This is a genomic window from Acinetobacter sp. YH12254, assembly GCF_013417415.1.
Taxonomy (GTDB): Bacteria; Pseudomonadota; Gammaproteobacteria; order Pseudomonadales; family Moraxellaceae; genus Acinetobacter; species Acinetobacter pseudolwoffii.
The window spans coordinates 1-16,065 of record NZ_VPEB01000011.1; the positions used below are offsets into that span (position 1 = coordinate 1).

Sequence of the window (16,065 nt, forward strand, 5' to 3'; positions counted from 1 at the left end):
GTAGCAGGATCAAACCAAATGGCAATATTTCCGCGACTCATGAGTGCTCGGTTATATGCGGGCCAATTGGTTGTGCGGTAGATTTTGTGTGTAGGCTTCTTCATTTGAAAATTATATCGCTGAAAAACCCTTTACAGATAGGTTTGTGCAACAAAGCCTATCTAAACTATTAATTTTGAGCATAAGCGAGTATTAGCATAATGGGTGGTGTTTCAAAAAGTATGCTGACATTAAATGAAGCCATTATTGATGTAAAAAAAGGTTAAGTCGAAAGCTTTAAAATGGTTTTCAATCTTTTTTGAAAAATTACAACTCCTTCTAAAACCGCGCCTAATTCGATGCCTTATTTTGCAATTATTACCTTCAATACCTACAGTAAAAAATTTACCAATACTTTGCTTGCAGTTTTTAAAAGCAGTTATGAAACTGTCCCAATGATCACTTGCAATTCGGGTGTAGTGAATACCTAATTGTTTAAGCTTTGTCTTCAATCGTTGAACTGTAGCTAAGTCTCTTTTACCCCAAACATAAGCAACAATCTCACCTGTTTCTCGATGGTAGGCGTAAATAAGCCATTGTTTATTATTTTTATTTCCCACAAAAGTCCAAAACTCATTAACTTCAAGAGACTCATAATGACTTTGTTTAGGCTGAATTTGGTAGGTCGATTCGGTTAAAGTACGTAAAACTTTACCGATACTGATTCGCTCAACTTCAGCGATATCTCGTATACCACTACCTCTGACCATCAACTGTAATATTTTTCGAGTAATGCCTGAATTACATCCTAGATAGCTCAGAGCATGGTCACTAATAAACTGACGTTTACAGTCTTTGCACTGATAGTTTTGTTTCCCATCTACTTTGATGCCATTTTTCTTTATACTGTCACTGAGGCAGGTTGGACATTTGATTTCTAGAGTTATTCGCATTTCTCTATTTTATCAAAATTCAACCTGCTTTGTTTCAGCATACTTTTTGAAACACCACCGCATAATGTATCTATGGCTACCAGCTACAGGTATCGAATGAGATACGAGTGAAAAACTGAATATTAGATTGACAGTTCCACAAAAAATACTAAGTGTATGACAAGTGGTTTGAGAGCAATGTGACATTCAGGTTAGAAAATTGATGCTGACGCAAGTGATTAAAAAAAGTATAGCCAGTCCTGAGCTACTGAGCCATATATGAGTTGATAAGTATGTTGATTATTGCCCCCTCTCTCATCAGTAGCTGATTTATCAGCGGGCTGGGGTCGATTACTTTTTTAAAGACTGGTTCAGTCGGTGTAGGGTAGCTCGATGCATTACCGGATACTTAATAAAAAAACCAGCAAGTGCTGGTTTTTTTATTTTCAGTTTCATCAGTATTTTGGAAGGTATGGAAAAGTTGTCGCTATCACCCGAACTTGAGTGTTGAATAGGTCTTAATAGGAAAATAAGCCCTTTTCTAAGGGGAATTCGATACCAATTGATACACCGCCATCGTTACCGTGTACATCAGAGTCACCCACCCACCCATTCAGTTTAAGTGGAATATCTGGGCGTAGATAATGTGTCCAGGTTAGATCTAGCGCTTTTAATTCATCCTGCGCTGGAAAAGCTAAATTAGTAATGCCTCTATCACGTCGATTAGCTGCTTGATCAAATTTCGCAAATAGGATGCGTGTATTAATACGATTGAGATGATCCAAACGAATATCGCCACCTACAGACAGCATTTGACCATCACCACCTATGGCATGCGCCAAGGGATAACCATGCTGGTAAAAACCATCGGTGTAGTTGGTGTGATTATAGGAAATGCCTTGTACTTTACCATTGGTACGGGTATCTGCCCATTCGGTATACAGTTGGAAAGGCATATTGTTATAACTTGATGAATAATCGATTCCAGCCAAATACATTTTTTTGGCCGGCAAGCCGCCTGCTTCATCTTCACCGACATATTGCGCATAGATACCCATCGGGACTTGCACGAGGGGATGTAGATTTAAGCGTGCATCAAAACCGGCAATTTGATTTGATGGATCAGGTTCACCTGTACCACCATTGTCTTTATTGCCAACAAAAGCATCCCAAAGTGAGCTCAGGCTTTCAGGTCGACCTTCACCACCCCATTGCATAGCACGCGATGCACCCAGTTCTAAATAAGGCAAGGGTTGTGCAGTGACACGTAAGCCAATCAGTTTGGCATCAGGCACAGCATCATAATCCTGCAACTGCCCTGCAAAAGCTTGATATTGCCAAGGTCCAATCCAAGCCAACCATTTGTTTGCAAAAGCATTCTGTTCGGCACGCTGCATCGTCACGCCATAGACAGGGCGGCTGGCATCACCACGAATTAAACTGCCATCATGTGCAGGACCCCAGTAGGTCGGGATCTGTCCAGCAATCAACCATTGATTCCATAATTTTCCAGCGATATATGAGCCTTCAAGATTAAAATCTTGATCATTGTCAATCTGTAGATCTTTTTCTGCATTCACACGAATTCTGGCATCCCAGTTCTCGTTACCCGCATTTAGCTCGATACCTGCCTGATATTGCGCTTTTTGCTGATCGCCAAAGGCTTGAGGAATATTTTTTTGATCAGTTTCTGCAAATAAGGATGCTTTGAGCGACTGGTTATTGGCATTCAAATGTGCTAATACAGTATCAATGACTTTTTGCTGAATATTATTGTTGATTTTAGCTTGGGCAAGAGCACGTTGAATTTCATCACCACTGATGGGCCAAGTGGAAGTACTGATTTGAATCACACCCTGCTGATTGAGCCAGTTTAAATCGGTACGTAAGTTTTGGTCATTTAAAACGATGCCTTGTGCAAAGGCGAGGGAAGAACTTAATGCCAAGGTAGCGAGCAGTGTTTTGGATAACATTCTTGTATATTCTCAGGACTTTTAAACTATAACCACGATAGGTTTTTTAGTTGATTTTTTCAACAACAATCATTTGCAATAAATGTAAGGAAGGATAATTTCACACCCTGCTCAGACAGAGTGTGAAATTTGAGTTTAGAATAGATTAGTCATTATCTTTATGTGCAGTATAGGCATAGGCATAATTATAACCATAACTACCCGCTGCACCTTTTTGTACATCATTGAGAATGACGCCATTAACTTTTACATTGGCCTGTTCAAAACGATTCACCGTAATTTCAAGTTCTTTAATTTGCGTTTTTCCATGACGGGCAACCAGTAAATTGACCCCTGCATATTGCGCAATAATAATACCATCGGTCACAGCAAGGACTGGTGGGGTATCAATTAAAATGTGATCAAAATGAGCAGATGCCTGATCCAGGAAAGCCTTGAATTTATCGGTACTTAACAGTTCAGACGGATTGACTGGACTCTTGCCGCGAGTAACAAAGAACAGGTTTTCTACAGTAGAATTTTGGACAATATCTTCATAGCTATTTTGAAGATTTAACAGTTCTGCTAAGCCAGGGCTTAGCTCTGCATTGAAATATTTATGCAAATAACCACGACGCATATCACCATCAATGACGAGTACCCGTTTTCCACCTTGCGCCAAAATGGTTGCAAGGTTAACAATAATAAAAGATTTCCCAATTTCAGGGGCAGGGCCTGACAGTGCAATCACATTATTGCTGGCATTCATTAAGGCAAAGTGAATTGCGGTGCGCATACTGCGCAAGCTTTCAATCGCAATATCACCGCCGTCTTTCACTGCAAGAATAGGAATATTCTTTTTCTTTTTCAGCAGGTTGATATGACTTTCTTGAATTAAAGAACGTGGTACGGTGGCATATACTGGCAGATCCAGCTCATTTTCAATCTGAGCAGCATCTTTAATGCCTGAACGCATCATATTACGTAACAGTGCTAATAATGTACCGAGGAATCCTCCCAGAAAAATCGACAAAATCAGGATTTGTAATTTCTTCGGTTTAATCGGTTGAATAGGTTCAACTGCAGTATCGACAATACGTACATTGCCAATTTCACCGGCTTTGGCAATACGAAGTTGCTGGTATGAATTGAGTAAACCTGTATATAGTTGCTGTTTGACTTCAACTTCACGGAATAATTGTAAGTACTGGCGCTGTAGTTCAGGTAAACGTTTTAAAGTCCCATCCAGCTCTGCAATTTTTTTATTGATTGCACCGAGTTGTGCATTCATTTGCTGCATCATGGGATGTTCATTAGTGTATTTGGAAGAAGCTTCTGCCACTTGCTGTTCTATCTGAGCTTTTTGTGTTTCTAAAGCAATACTTTGGGTTAGATATAATTCTGATTCTTTGGTGACATCAACTGTATTTGATTGTTGACGGAAACGGTTAAATTCACGCTCTGCAACATCCAGTTGCTGTTTTAGCTCAGGTAACTGATCTTCTAAAAACTTGAGTGTTTGAGCCGTTTCTGCAGAGCGGCGCTCAATATTCTGCTGGCTATAGGCGGTAAGGATAGCATTTAGTACTTGCGTAATATGCTTTTTGTCTTCACCTTCATAGTTGAGACCTAATACGCCAGTCAATTTTCCTTTTTCAGCGACGGAATAGCTGGCGGTTAAAGTCTGCATCGCAGCAGGCAAGCTTTGCTTTCGGATATTATAAGCGGCATCGAAACGGTCTTGACTAAAAACACCTACTTTCCAAAGGCCGTATTCAGATGAGGATTGACTGATCTGGTTTAGAGGCGCAGAAAAAACCACCTGTTTAGTTGTCTCATCAGTCAGGCTATATTTGCCTTCTTTAAAACTTAAAATTAAGTTTTTATCCTGGAAATATTGTGGAATATCAAACTGGCGAACATCAAAACTATTCTGATTATCTTTAAATAATACTGATTTTTTTGAGTATTCGGTGCTGTACTTATGCTTGGCCATTAACCGGTTCCAGAAACTGTCTTCTGTACCAGATATGCGAATATTTAAATTTAAATGGTTGATGACTTCGCCGAGCACTAAACGCGATTTTAAAATCTCAATTTCGGCTTGCGCTGGAGATTTTTGGTCGATCATGCCGGATAAATCACCCAATAGTGCAGCTGAAGTCCCTTTACTATCTTCAACTTGTACCAATGCATCTACTGTATATGTATCTGGTGTGGTTCTTAAGTAGAGTAAGGCACAGATCAAGCTTAAAATAATGCACAGGGCAATCAGTTTCCATTGCGCAATTAAGGAAAAAAACAATTCCTTGAGGTCAATGGTATCTTCGGTGTTGGCGGTTTGGCTCATAATTTAAATATCAAAAAGTGAAAATATTAAAAAAATTAAATATATTTTTTCCAGTCAGCAATACAGTCTTGAATTAATTGACAGGTATCATCAAAAAATGTCTGATCATGCTGATAAGGGTCGGCAATATTTTTACTTTGCCAATGCCCCAGTCTAAAAGTTTTGCCCTTGGCAAATGGCCAGGTCTGTTCAATATGCTTTTGCTGGTTCTGACTCATGACCAGAACCAAATCAGCTTTTTTAATCAGTTCAGCATTGAGTTTTTTTGCAACATGTGGACTCATGTCGATCCCAAAACGTTGCATGCATAGACTAGCCTTTTCATCTGCTGCATGTCCGACGACGCCAGCAATACCTGCAGACTCAATCTTTAAGTGCGGATATTGCTGTTTTAAAAAGTATTCTGCCATGGGGCTACGGCAAATATTGCCAATGCAGACCACTAAAATATTATTAATTTTCATTAATTCCCCAAACGATCTAAATTATACAACGCATTTGAGAATGGAATAACCTGGTTTACGACACGCTGCCAGCGCGCTAGGCCGGATGCATCGACATAGACAATATCATTGCTGTGCATTTTAAACTGGTTGGCCAGACCAAAATCAGCAATGCTGGTCAAGTCCATCTGATAGACTTCAGTGTGGGCAGTATTTGGTTGGCTACGCACCACATACACCTTACTACGACTGGCAGAAAGTGGATTTAAGCCCAGACTTTCGCCTAATACATCACTGAGGCTCATGCCTTGGTCACGTAATGGTAAAGATTGGTTTTTACCTGACTCACCCATGACATAGATCTTCTGGTTTTCGCGGTTGTTTACATATAATGTGTCATTTGGCTGAATCAATAAGTTATGCAGCGAAAAACCTGCTTTTTCTAGTTCTACGGTATTTAGGCTATATGATCGTCCCTGACGTACTAGAGTAATAGAGGTGTTGTCACCTTGCTGTGCATTTACACCACCTGCCATGCTCAAAGCAGTATAAACACTGACAGGTTGGTCGCTTAAGTAAAACTGACCTCCATTCATCACATTACCTTGCACTGAATAACGCTGGCCTTGATACGATACTATTCGTGCGATTACATCTGGATTTTTTAGGTAACGTGATAGCTGATTACGTAATTCACGATTGACTTGCGCTAGTGATTTTCCAGCGGCCTTATAACGGCCAATAATGGGAAACTGAATATAGCCTTCCGAATCGATTTGGAAACCATTCGCTTGTGCGGATTGATCACTACTAATAGTTGGAGAGGTGAGTTCAGGATAAGCCCATAAATAAATTGACAAAATATCACCTGGGCTCAGGCTGTAGTTACGATGCTGTGTGTTAAACAGATGGGCATATTGTTGTTGAATATTCTGTACAGCAGGCTGAACAGCCAGCATAGAATCTTGAGTGAGTTTTATGACATTGACTGTCGTGCCGAGGTCGGTTTGAAAAACGCCTTCGCTAGGTAAGTCATATGTTTGTAAACCAGAGGTGACTGCACACCCTGTAGTAGCAATGCCACATGCCAATAAAGCAGCTAGTTGAAAGTGTCGCACATGTTTTCCCAAAGATTATTTTTAAATTTTAAAATTGAAGTTATTCTACCCATGTTATTGAACATATACATAGCAATTTGTAACTATCTTCTGGTTTATATAAAGCTGAATGGTATTAAAAATGTAAATGATACGCCAATCTCAACTTAAAATAAGATTTTCGAATTGAATTGGTGAATGACCAAGCTTTTTATTTAGCACCACACAAATTGTATGCGACAGAATTTTACGAGTTATGCGGTGGGTTAAATGCCATAGATCGGCGAATTCAAACATGAGGTGCGACAGTTTCAAAAGCCTTATGATAATCAACAAGCTGAGCAAATTTCTCTAATGGTGTAAGCCAATCTAACGCTTTTCTAGGGCGAGTATTCAGTGACATGGCAACTTGATTTAAATAATGCTGATCTGCCTGGTTTAAATCAATCCCTTTAGGTAAATATTGCCTAATTAAACCATTCATATTTTCGCATGTGCCTTTCTGCCATGGCGAATGTGGGTCACAGAAATATACATCTATGCCTAAATCTTCTTCGAGGATTTTATGTTCTGACATCTCACGTCCACGGTCATAGGTCAATGTTTTACGCAGTTCTGCGGGTAAATATTTCAGAGCTTCAGTTAAAGCCTTGCGCACTGATTCTGCCTTTGCATCAGGTAATGTTGCCAAGATACAGAGCCGTGTATTTCGTTCAATAAGTGTTGCTATCGAACTTTTATTGTCTTTACCTTTAATTAAATCGGCTTCCCAATGACCCGGTATTTTTCTTTCTTGAACTTCGGTTGGGCGCTCATGAATAGTTTTAATATCCTGTAATATAGAATCTTTTTTAGGTTCACCGTTAGCTTTTCGCTTTTTATTTTCATGACGCAGACAGGATAGTAAGTCTTTTTTCAGCTCACCCTTTGGTAATGCTCGTATCGTTGAATAAATCGTTGTATGGCTTACATTCATTGTTTGATCCAAATCAGGAAATCTCTTTAAACGCTTTGCTATTTGCTGAGGAGACCATAAACAACGGATCGCTTCAACAATAAATTCCAGAGGATTGAATCGATTTTGAGTTTTCTATGACCACGTCTACGTCTAGCGAAGGTGTTATCAGAAGCATATTGAGCTTGATAAACGTCATTGATGCTATTTCTTTTAAGTTCACGATAGATCGTACTAGGATGTCTTTTAATGAGTTCAGCAAATTTTCTGGGTGAAAAGCCTTCTTTTCTTGACTCAAGCATTAATGCAGTACGATCTTCAAAGTTAAGATGATGGTATGACAATTTTATATACTCCATAAACCCTTTAAATTAATTAGGTGGTTTATGTCGCACTTCAAGTTTTACTCTGCCATCTTTTGCCCTCACTTTCTGAATGTGAAAGCGATCTGTTAATTGACCAATCACTGTTTCAATCTTTCTTCTTGCTTTCATCAGTATTTGCAGTGTCTCTTTAGGTCTGAAATCTATCATGTTTTTTCTAAAGGGTGTTTGTAAATCAATACCCTGATATTCATAATATCGTTTCAATTCTGGTCTTAAATAGCCCTTATCTGCTCCCAGTAAACCGTAAATATCATTCGTAATTTCAGGTGCAACATCTCGCTCATCACAATGAGCAGGTGCAAAGGTATAACCCGAAATCATGCCTGAAAGATTAATGACGATATGAGCTTTGAAACCATAATATTTTTCTTGTTTTGCAGCACAATAACTAAAACCTGCGTATTCTTTAAAGTTTTTATGCTTTCTAGCTCTGGTATAACTACAGACAGGGAGTGGGAAGCCATCAATAAAGTGAATGTTATCTGAACCATAACGCTGAATGAGCTGTGCCATAATGGATTGACTGACATGCCACAGGTTTGCACAATGTTTACAGAAATTGGGATAAGATCCTAATTTTGGAAACCATTCTAACCAATTGTTTTTGAAATACATCCAAATATTTTTGTCTGTATCTAAACCAAGAAATTCACCTACTATTTGCATAGTGATGATTTCTGCATCAGTAACAGCAGGCGGAAAACCACGAGTTCTCAGGGGCTGAGTAACAACAATGGGATAAAGTTCTTCTATGATTACATAGACAAAAATGATAAATTCTTCAATGGACATAACTTTGCTTTAATTTCTTGGTGGAAACTAAAATAGGGTTATGTCCTTTTTATTTCAATCACTTAAAAAGTTGAGATTGGGGTAAATGATTTTAATAGTTATAAATAAAATAAGTAATTCTTACAAAAAATATACACTATGCTATTTTTTAATAGGATTTGAGCACAAATCATAATAGAAATTTCATGGTTTTCTGCTAGTATGCCTGCCGAAAGATTTAATCTTCATAAGTACAGTACATAAATAAGGCGTTGAAATGCTATCTATTGCAGATTTAAAAATCGCGGTCATTGGGTTAGGTTATGTAGGCTTACCACTTGCGGTTGAATTTGGGAAAAAAGTACCTGTAATTGGTTTTGATATCTATCAGAAAAGAATTGATGAGCTTAAAAGTGGCCAAGACCATACCTTAGAAGTTTCTCCAGAAGAACTCAAAAAGGCAAATCAGCTGAGTTATTCAGCAAATTTAGAAGATTTAAAAAGCTGTAACTTTTTTATTGTCACTGTACCTACGCCAATTGATGAATTTAAACAGCCAGATTTAACTCCGCTTGTTAAGGCCTCGACCAGCATTGGACAGGTACTGAAAAAAGGCGATGTGGTGGTGTATGAGTCTACGGTATATCCGGGTGCGACTGAAGAAACCTGTATTCCGGTTCTGGAGCAAGTGTCAGGCCTGAAGTTCAATCAGGACTTCTTTGCCGGTTATAGTCCAGAGCGAATTAATCCGGGCGATAAACTGCACCGTGTCACCAATATTTTGAAAATTACCTCAGGTTCTACCCTTGAAGTCGCTGAATTTGTCGATCAGGTGTATAACCTGGTGATTGAGGCAGGTACGCATAAAGCAACTAGCATTAAAGTGGCTGAAGCGGCGAAAGTGATTGAAAATACTCAGCGTGATGTCAATATTGCATTGATTAATGAACTGGCCGTGATCTTTAATAAAATGGGTATTGATACTGAAGCAGTATTGCAGGCTGCCGGTACCAAATGGAATTTCTTGCCATTCCGTCCAGGTCTGGTCGGTGGACACTGTATTGGTGTTGATCCGTACTATTTAACCCATAAAGCGCAGTCTATCGGTTACCACCCTGAAATTATTCTGGCGGGTCGCCGTTTAAATGACGGTATGGGGGCTTATGTAGTGACCCAGCTGGTCAAGGCCATGATCAAGAAAAAAATTCAGGTCGAAGGTGCCAAGGTTCTGGTTTTAGGCTTAAGTTTTAAAGAAAACTGCCCGGATATTCGTAATACCAAAATTATTGATATTGTCAATGAACTAACAGAATACAATATTGCTGCCGATGTGTATGATCCATGGGTAGATGCAAGCGAAGCTCAACATGAATACGGAATTACTCCAGTCGCAAATCTGGAACAGGATCAGTATGATGCTGTGATTCTGGCCGTTGCCCATGATCAGTTTAAAGCTATGGGCACTGAAGCATTACGTGCCTTGGGCAAGTCAGCACATATTTTATATGACCTGAAATATGTACTGGATCATTCTGAATCTGACCTTCGTCTGTAATTTATAGGGACCATAAATATGAGCCAATATCAAACTGTATGCGAGCAATTACAACAAGCACCAAAAACCTGGTTAATTACCGGTGTGGCAGGCTTTATTGGCTCAAATTTACTGGAAACCCTATTAAAGCTGAACCAAAATGTGGTGGGTCTGGATAATTTTGCTACAGGTCATCAGCATAATCTGGATGAAGTGCAAAGTCTGGTCAAGCCTGAACAGTGGGCAAACTTCAAGTTTTATAAAGGTGATATCCGTAATTTTGAAGATTGTCAGACAGTCTGTGCAGGAGTGGACTATGTGTTGCACCAGGCCGCTTTAGGTTCTGTACCACGTTCGATTGCTGACCCGATTACCACCAATGCAGCCAATATTACCGGCTTTTTAAATATGCTGACTGCTGCACGTGATGCAGAAGTAAAAAGCTTTACCTATGCCGCCAGCAGTTCAACTTATGGCGACCATCCGGCACTGCCTAAAGTTGAAGAAAATATTGGCAAGCCACTTTCGCCTTATGCAGTCACCAAATATGTAAATGAGCTGTATGCAGAAGTCTTTGCACGGACGTATGGGTTTAAAACTATTGGCCTGCGTTACTTTAATGTTTTCGGCAAGCGTCAAGACCCGAATGGTGCCTATGCTGCTGTGATTCCAAAATGGACCGCAGCCATGATTGCTGGCGATGATGTATTCATTAATGGTGATGGCGAAACCAGTCGTGATTTCTGCTTTATTGAAAACACGGTTCAGGCCAATATTTTAGCTGCTACCACTCAAAATGATGAAGCCAAAAATCAGGTTTATAATGTGGCAGTAGGGGATCGTACTACACTCAATGATTTGTTTAATGCCATTAAAGCTGCATTAAATGAAAATGATGTGACTTATACGAAAGAGCCTGTATATCGGGACTTCCGTGCTGGGGATGTTCGACATTCGCAAGCCAGTGTAGCTAAAATTGAAAATAATTTAGGATATAAAGCTAAATATAAAATATCAAAAGGCATTGCATTTGCAATGAGTTGGTATGTAGAGAATTTATCTCAATGAATTTAAGAAAAGTTTTTAAAGAGAAAGATATTCTAGTTGTTTTTAAAAACTTAATTTCTTTATCTTTATTGCAATTAATTAACTTAATTCTACCCTTTATAACGTTACCTTATATTGCACGAGTAGTTGGAGTAGAAAACTTTGGTATATTGGCTTTCTCTTCAGCTATTATTGTCTTTTTTCTTACAGTTGTCGATTATGGGTTTAATTATACAGCTGTTAGAGATGGGGCGCGAGTTAAAGAAGATAAAATAGCTTTTTCAAAAATTTTATCAACTGTTTTCTACTCAAAGATTATTTTGTTCTTGATATCATTTTTAATTTTTTCATTACTGGTTTTTTTTGTACCACTTTTCCAAAAAAATGCACTAATTTTGTATTTAAGTTTTTTTTCAGTTTTTTCAACAGTGTTTTATCAGGAATGGCTTTTTCAAGCATTGGAAAAAATGCATCTGTTAGCATTTTTATCTTTGATTTCAAAAGTTTTGTATACTATCGCTATTTTTTTATTAATAAAAAAATCAGAGGATTTTTATCTAGTTCCAGTTATTAATGCGATATCCATATTGATAACAGGTATGATCTCTCTTTATTTAATTGTAAGTAAATTGAATTTAAAATTTGTTGTAATACCTATTGTAGAGTTAATAACCTACCTAAAATCAGGTTTTAATATGTTTATAAGTTTGTTTATACCAAATTTATATACAAATATATCATTTATATGGTTAAGTCAATTTCATGGTAAGTTCGCAACTGGTATATTTGATGCTGGTTATAAGATAAATGGAATTTCTCAAACATTAAGTTCAGTGTTATCTCGAGCTTTTTTCCCACTTTTATCTAGGAAAATTAATTTTCATAATTTTTATATTAAATTAAATTTAGCTTTAGCTTTGGTGTCATCTAGTATTCTTTTCTTATTTTCCGATATAATTGTTTCTATTATGTTTGGTGAAGGGTATGAGCAAGCATCAGAGGTTATTAAAATTATGTCAATTTCTCCAATTTTTATTAGTTTGATGAATATATATGGCACTAATTTTCTGGTGCTAAAAAATAAAGAAAGCATATTAGTGAAAATAATTATATTTTGCTCGTTAGTTGGAGCATTAGTCACTGCTATTTTTATATATTTCTGGGGGTATGTCGGTGCTGCTTATAGTATTACATTGGTATGGGCAATAAGAGGATTTTTAACCATGTTTTTTGCTAAAAAAATGGGAGCTTGACTATGAAATTAATAATCACTGGTGATTTTTGTCCATATAATAGAGTTCAAAATCTTCTTGAAGAAAATAAATTTGAAGAAATCATTTCTAAAGAAGTTGTGGATTTGTTTTTTAAAATGGACTACAACATTGTTAATTTAGAATGCCCTGTTATTGAATCTACAAATTCAAATATAGATAAAGTCGGTCCTTCAATAAAAACAACTAGTAAAGCCTTTAATTTTCTTAATTACTTAAATGTAAATATAGTTACTTTAAGTAATAATCATATTATGGATTATGGTAATGAAGGATTAGTTAGTAGTATAAAAGGATGTCAAGATGCTTCTATAAAATATGTAGGTGCTGGTGAAAGTCTTGAGCAAGCAAGGGAGCCGCTATTTATTTCAGATTTGAATCAGAAAGTTGCTATTATTAATATTACGGAAAATGAGTTTTCAACAACTCATGATTGTTCTCCTGGAGCGAATCCATTAGATTTGGTCAACAATTATTATGATATTAAAAGTGCAAAAGATAAGAGTGATTATGTAATTGTAATATATCATGGTGGACATGAAGGTTATAAATATCCTAGCCCAAGAATGAAAAAGATATTTAGATACTTTGTTGATGTTGGCGCGGATTTAGTAGTTTGTCATCACGCTCACTGTCATAGTGGTTATGAAGTTTATAAAAATAAAAATATATACTATGGTTTAGGAAATTTTATTTTTGACTGGCCCTCAGTTTATAATAAGCCTTGGAATTATGGTTGCTTTATTGAGATTGATACAGTAATTAATAAAATTGATATTCATCCTTATAGTCAATCTAGTCAATCTGTAACTCTAACTTTATTGAAAGAACAGGAAAAATTAAATTTCTTTGACGATTTGGAGTTATTAAATAAGATAATTCAGGATGATAATAAATTAAATACTGAATTTTCCCGATTCACTAGCGAACGTTTAAGAAGTTATTTATCTGCTTTACAGCCATATCCTGGTTACCTTTTAAGTGGGGCATATCGGAAAGGGATATTACCAAGTTTATTGAGTAAACCTAAAATGTTAAGTCAATTAAATATGATTAGGTGTGAAGCTCATCGAGATCTTTATATGGCATCATTAAAAATGCAATTAGATTCTAAGGATTTAAAATGAAAGTAGCTATTTTAGGGACGGGTAATGCTGGCTGTGCATTAGCTGCAAAGTTTACCCAACAAGGTCATATTGTTAGTTTAATTAAAACATCTAAATCTTTACATGAAGAAAATTTTGATGTAATTAATCAACAACAAGGTATTTGGTTGCATGATTTAGATAATAGTCAAAATTTTATAAAAATTTCTAAAATAACAAGAAATATAAAAGATGGTTTACAGCATGCTGAAATGATTATAATTTTAACCCAGAGCGTTCATCATGAAAGTGTTGCTGAAAAAATAGCTCATTTTATTCCAGATTCTTGTAAAATTATTTTTACGATTCCTGGTAATTTAGGATCATTATATTTATATAAAAAAATAGGTAATAAAGTTATCTATGCTGAAGGTGAATCAACACCTTATGATGCAAGATTAGAGAAACCTGGGGTAGTGAAAATATTATTCAAAAATAGACGTAATGCTGTTTCATTTTTACCAAAATCAAGAGCAGATGAAGGTCTTGAGTATATTTCTACTCTAGTTGATACCTACAAGTTTAAAAGACAAAATTTGGTAGAATCTGCTTTACATAACCCTAATCTAGTTGTTCATACTATAGGGGTAATTATGTCTGCTAGTCGTATTGAAATGATGAAGGGTGAGTTTTGGATGTACAAGGAGTCATTTTCACCTGCTATTTGGAATCTTATTCATGATTTAGATTCTGAAAAGAATAAAATCATTGAAGCCTTTAAAGGGGAAAAACTATCCTATTTAGATGCCTGTAAATTTCGTAACGCAGATGATCTGAATATGGATTCCTATGAAGTTTTTAAAGGATATGCAGAAACAGGTGGACCAAAAGGACCAGATTCTTTATCAACGAGATACTTACATGAAGATGTGGCAAATGGTCTATGTCTTTTAAGTATGCTTGGTAAAGTTCTAAATATAGATACACCAATAGCAAATTCTTTAATAACGATAGCCTCATCACTGGTTCAATATGACTTTTTGAAAGAATCTCGTACTTTAGAAAGTCTGGGGTTGGGAAATTTAAATAAAGATCAACTTGTTGCCTTTTTTAATTAAATTTTAGGTTTATTATGTCAAAAATGTATATTCGTGAGTTGGTTTTATCTACCCCTTGGTTAAAAAAAATTTATTTGAAAAGACGTATTAAATCTGAGAATGATTTAATGAACACTAAGCAATTGAATCAATATTTGAATGAGGCTGAAAAAGTTCTTTTAACACATCCTGTCAATATACGAGTAGGATTAGTTAAAGACGATGATAATTATGCAGATGTTGGCTTAGTTAAAGAGCGTGCTTATTATCCAAAGTACGAAAGATTTTTAAAAAATAATAATATTTACTATGAATATTATGATCCATTCAAGTCGAATTGGATGGAAGAGGCAAAAAAATTTGATCTCATCGTTTGGCATACAGATTCAGATCCTTCTACACAAGATATTGCGAAAAGTAAAATTTACATTTTTGAGAAAATGGGAATAAAAAGTTTGCCAAGTTATGATGAAATATGGTCCTATGAGGATAAAGTAAGAGCTACATATTTATATAAGCTATATAATTTACCTCATATTCCTACCTTTATTAGTCATTGTAAGGAAGATGTTCTTGCTTATCTAGAGCAGGCAAATTACCCACTAATTGCTAAAATTTCAACTGGTTCAGCATCTTTTGGCGTAGATAAAATTGAAAATTACGAGCAAGCTAAAAAAAATGTAGATCAGATTTTTTCCTATAAAGGGAAAGAAACTTATTTTAGATACGTTAATCAGAAAAACTATGTTTATTTTCAAGAGTTTGTTGATGATGCTACCTATGATTTGCGTATTATTTGTATAGGTAACGATTTATTTGGATATTATCGATACCCTAATAAGGGTGACTTTCGTGCCTCTGGTGCTGGGAACTATGAGAAGAAAGAAATTCCTGTGGAGGCGTTAGAGTTGGCTTATCAAGTCAAAGAAAAATTTGGATCCGTTTGTTTAGCTACAGACTTTGTCTATAGTGAAAAAAGAAAGCAATTTTTGATCATAGAATCATCTATTTTTATTGGTGTGGATACTTGCGAACAACTTTCTATTAATGGTGTAGCTGGTAAATATATACGATTATCAGAAAACAATTATGATTTTAGACAAGGTAAGTTTTGGGTGCAAGAGTTAGCTTTGAAACTGGTTTTGGATAAGAATTTTAATTATTAA

At 36.4% G+C, this 16,065-nt stretch carries 11 protein-coding genes and 4 pseudogenes; 6 read left to right on the top strand and 9 right to left on the bottom strand.

Features of this window, described 5'->3' with window-relative positions; all coding sequences use genetic code 11:
• The 9 genes and pseudogenes from FTV29_RS09850 to FTV29_RS09890 all read right to left on the bottom strand — a co-directional run.
• Window positions 1–104 (bottom strand): annotated as a pseudogene (locus FTV29_RS09850) (IS5/IS1182 family transposase); the annotation flags it as partial.
• Window positions 105–230: 126 nt separating this feature from the next.
• The gene (locus FTV29_RS09855) at window positions 231–932 is read right to left on the bottom strand and encodes an IS1-like element ISPa14 family transposase (protein ID WP_180075448.1); all 702 of its coding nucleotides are present in this window, start codon (window positions 930–932) and stop codon (window positions 231–233) included.
• A gap of 497 nt (window positions 933–1,429) precedes the next feature.
• The gene (locus FTV29_RS09860; RefSeq protein WP_180075449.1) at window positions 1,430–2,884 is read right to left on the bottom strand and encodes a capsule assembly Wzi family protein; all 1,455 of its coding nucleotides are present in this window, start codon (window positions 2,882–2,884) and stop codon (window positions 1,430–1,432) included.
• Between the two features lie 145 nt (window positions 2,885–3,029).
• Window positions 3,030–5,213, bottom strand: a complete 2,184-nt coding sequence (locus FTV29_RS09865; RefSeq protein ID WP_180075450.1) for a polysaccharide biosynthesis tyrosine autokinase — start codon at window positions 5,211–5,213, stop codon at window positions 3,030–3,032.
• 35 nt (window positions 5,214–5,248) lie between these two features.
• Entirely contained in the window at window positions 5,249–5,677 is a 429-nt protein-coding gene (locus FTV29_RS09870) for a low molecular weight protein-tyrosine-phosphatase (RefSeq protein WP_129717794.1), read from the bottom strand.
• Complete coding sequence (locus tag FTV29_RS09875; protein ID WP_180075451.1) at window positions 5,677–6,774, bottom strand: polysaccharide biosynthesis/export family protein; 1,098 nt, start codon at window positions 6,772–6,774, stop codon at window positions 5,677–5,679. The genes FTV29_RS09870 and FTV29_RS09875 overlap by 1 nt, the downstream gene beginning before the upstream one ends.
• A gap of 141 nt (window positions 6,775–6,915) precedes the next feature.
• Window positions 6,916–7,035: pseudogene (locus tag FTV29_RS09880) on the bottom strand (IS982 family transposase); the annotation flags it as partial.
• A gap of 7 nt (window positions 7,036–7,042) precedes the next feature.
• Window positions 7,043–8,010: pseudogene (locus FTV29_RS09885) on the bottom strand (IS30 family transposase).
• A 111-nt stretch (window positions 8,011–8,121) separates the two neighbouring features.
• A pseudogene (locus tag FTV29_RS09890) lies at window positions 8,122–8,886 on the bottom strand (IS982-like element ISAba9 family transposase); the annotation flags it as partial.
• Window positions 8,887–9,142: 256 nt separating this feature from the next.
• On the opposite strand from FTV29_RS09890, the gene tviB reads away from it, so the two are divergent.
• The 6 genes from tviB to FTV29_RS09920 are packed head-to-tail and all read left to right on the top strand — an operon-like array spanning window position 9,143 to window position 16,065.
• The gene (gene tviB, locus FTV29_RS09895; RefSeq protein WP_180075452.1) at window positions 9,143–10,420 is read left to right on the top strand and encodes a Vi polysaccharide biosynthesis UDP-N-acetylglucosamine C-6 dehydrogenase TviB; all 1,278 of its coding nucleotides are present in this window, start codon (window positions 9,143–9,145) and stop codon (window positions 10,418–10,420) included.
• A gap of 18 nt (window positions 10,421–10,438) precedes the next feature.
• A complete protein-coding gene (locus FTV29_RS09900) occupies window positions 10,439–11,467 on the top strand; it encodes an NAD-dependent epimerase/dehydratase family protein (RefSeq protein ID WP_180075453.1) in 1,029 nt (342 codons plus the stop codon).
• Entirely contained in the window at window positions 11,464–12,699 is a 1,236-nt protein-coding gene (locus FTV29_RS09905; protein WP_180075454.1) for an oligosaccharide flippase family protein, read from the top strand. The genes FTV29_RS09900 and FTV29_RS09905 overlap by 4 nt, the downstream gene beginning before the upstream one ends.
• A 2-nt stretch (window positions 12,700–12,701) precedes the next feature.
• Window positions 12,702–13,844: a CapA family protein gene (locus tag FTV29_RS09910; protein WP_180075455.1), complete on the top strand. Its 1,143-nt coding sequence runs from the start codon at window positions 12,702–12,704 to the stop codon at window positions 13,842–13,844.
• Window positions 13,841–14,920 carry an NAD/NADP octopine/nopaline dehydrogenase family protein gene (locus FTV29_RS09915; protein ID WP_180075456.1) on the top strand — a complete coding sequence of 360 codons (1,080 nt, stop codon included), beginning with the start codon at window positions 13,841–13,843 and terminating at the stop codon, window positions 14,918–14,920. Before FTV29_RS09910 ends, FTV29_RS09915 begins: the two co-directional genes overlap by 4 nt.
• A 14-nt stretch (window positions 14,921–14,934) precedes the next feature.
• Window positions 14,935–16,065: a RimK family alpha-L-glutamate ligase gene (locus FTV29_RS09920; RefSeq protein WP_180075457.1), complete on the top strand. Its 1,131-nt coding sequence runs from the start codon at window positions 14,935–14,937 to the stop codon at window positions 16,063–16,065.

Coding starts and splice junctions, on each gene's coding strand:
- FTV29_RS09855 (WP_180075448.1), bottom strand. CDS start 932: ATGCGAATAACTCTAGAAATCAAATGTCCAACCTGCCTCAGTGACAGT.
- FTV29_RS09860 (WP_180075449.1), bottom strand. CDS start 2,884: ATGTTATCCAAAACACTGCTCGCTACCTTGGCATTAAGTTCTTCCCTC.
- FTV29_RS09865 (WP_180075450.1), bottom strand. CDS start 5,213: ATGAGCCAAACCGCCAACACCGAAGATACCATTGACCTCAAGGAATTG.
- FTV29_RS09870 (WP_129717794.1), bottom strand. CDS start 5,677: ATGAAAATTAATAATATTTTAGTGGTCTGCATTGGCAATATTTGCCGT.
- tviB (WP_180075452.1), top strand. CDS start 9,143: ATGCTATCTATTGCAGATTTAAAAATCGCGGTCATTGGGTTAGGTTAT.
- FTV29_RS09900 (WP_180075453.1), top strand. CDS start 10,439: ATGAGCCAATATCAAACTGTATGCGAGCAATTACAACAAGCACCAAAA.
- FTV29_RS09905 (WP_180075454.1), top strand. CDS start 11,464: ATGAATTTAAGAAAAGTTTTTAAAGAGAAAGATATTCTAGTTGTTTTT.
- FTV29_RS09910 (WP_180075455.1), top strand. CDS start 12,702: ATGAAATTAATAATCACTGGTGATTTTTGTCCATATAATAGAGTTCAA.
- FTV29_RS09915 (WP_180075456.1), top strand. CDS start 13,841: ATGAAAGTAGCTATTTTAGGGACGGGTAATGCTGGCTGTGCATTAGCT.
- FTV29_RS09920 (WP_180075457.1), top strand. CDS start 14,935: ATGTCAAAAATGTATATTCGTGAGTTGGTTTTATCTACCCCTTGGTTA.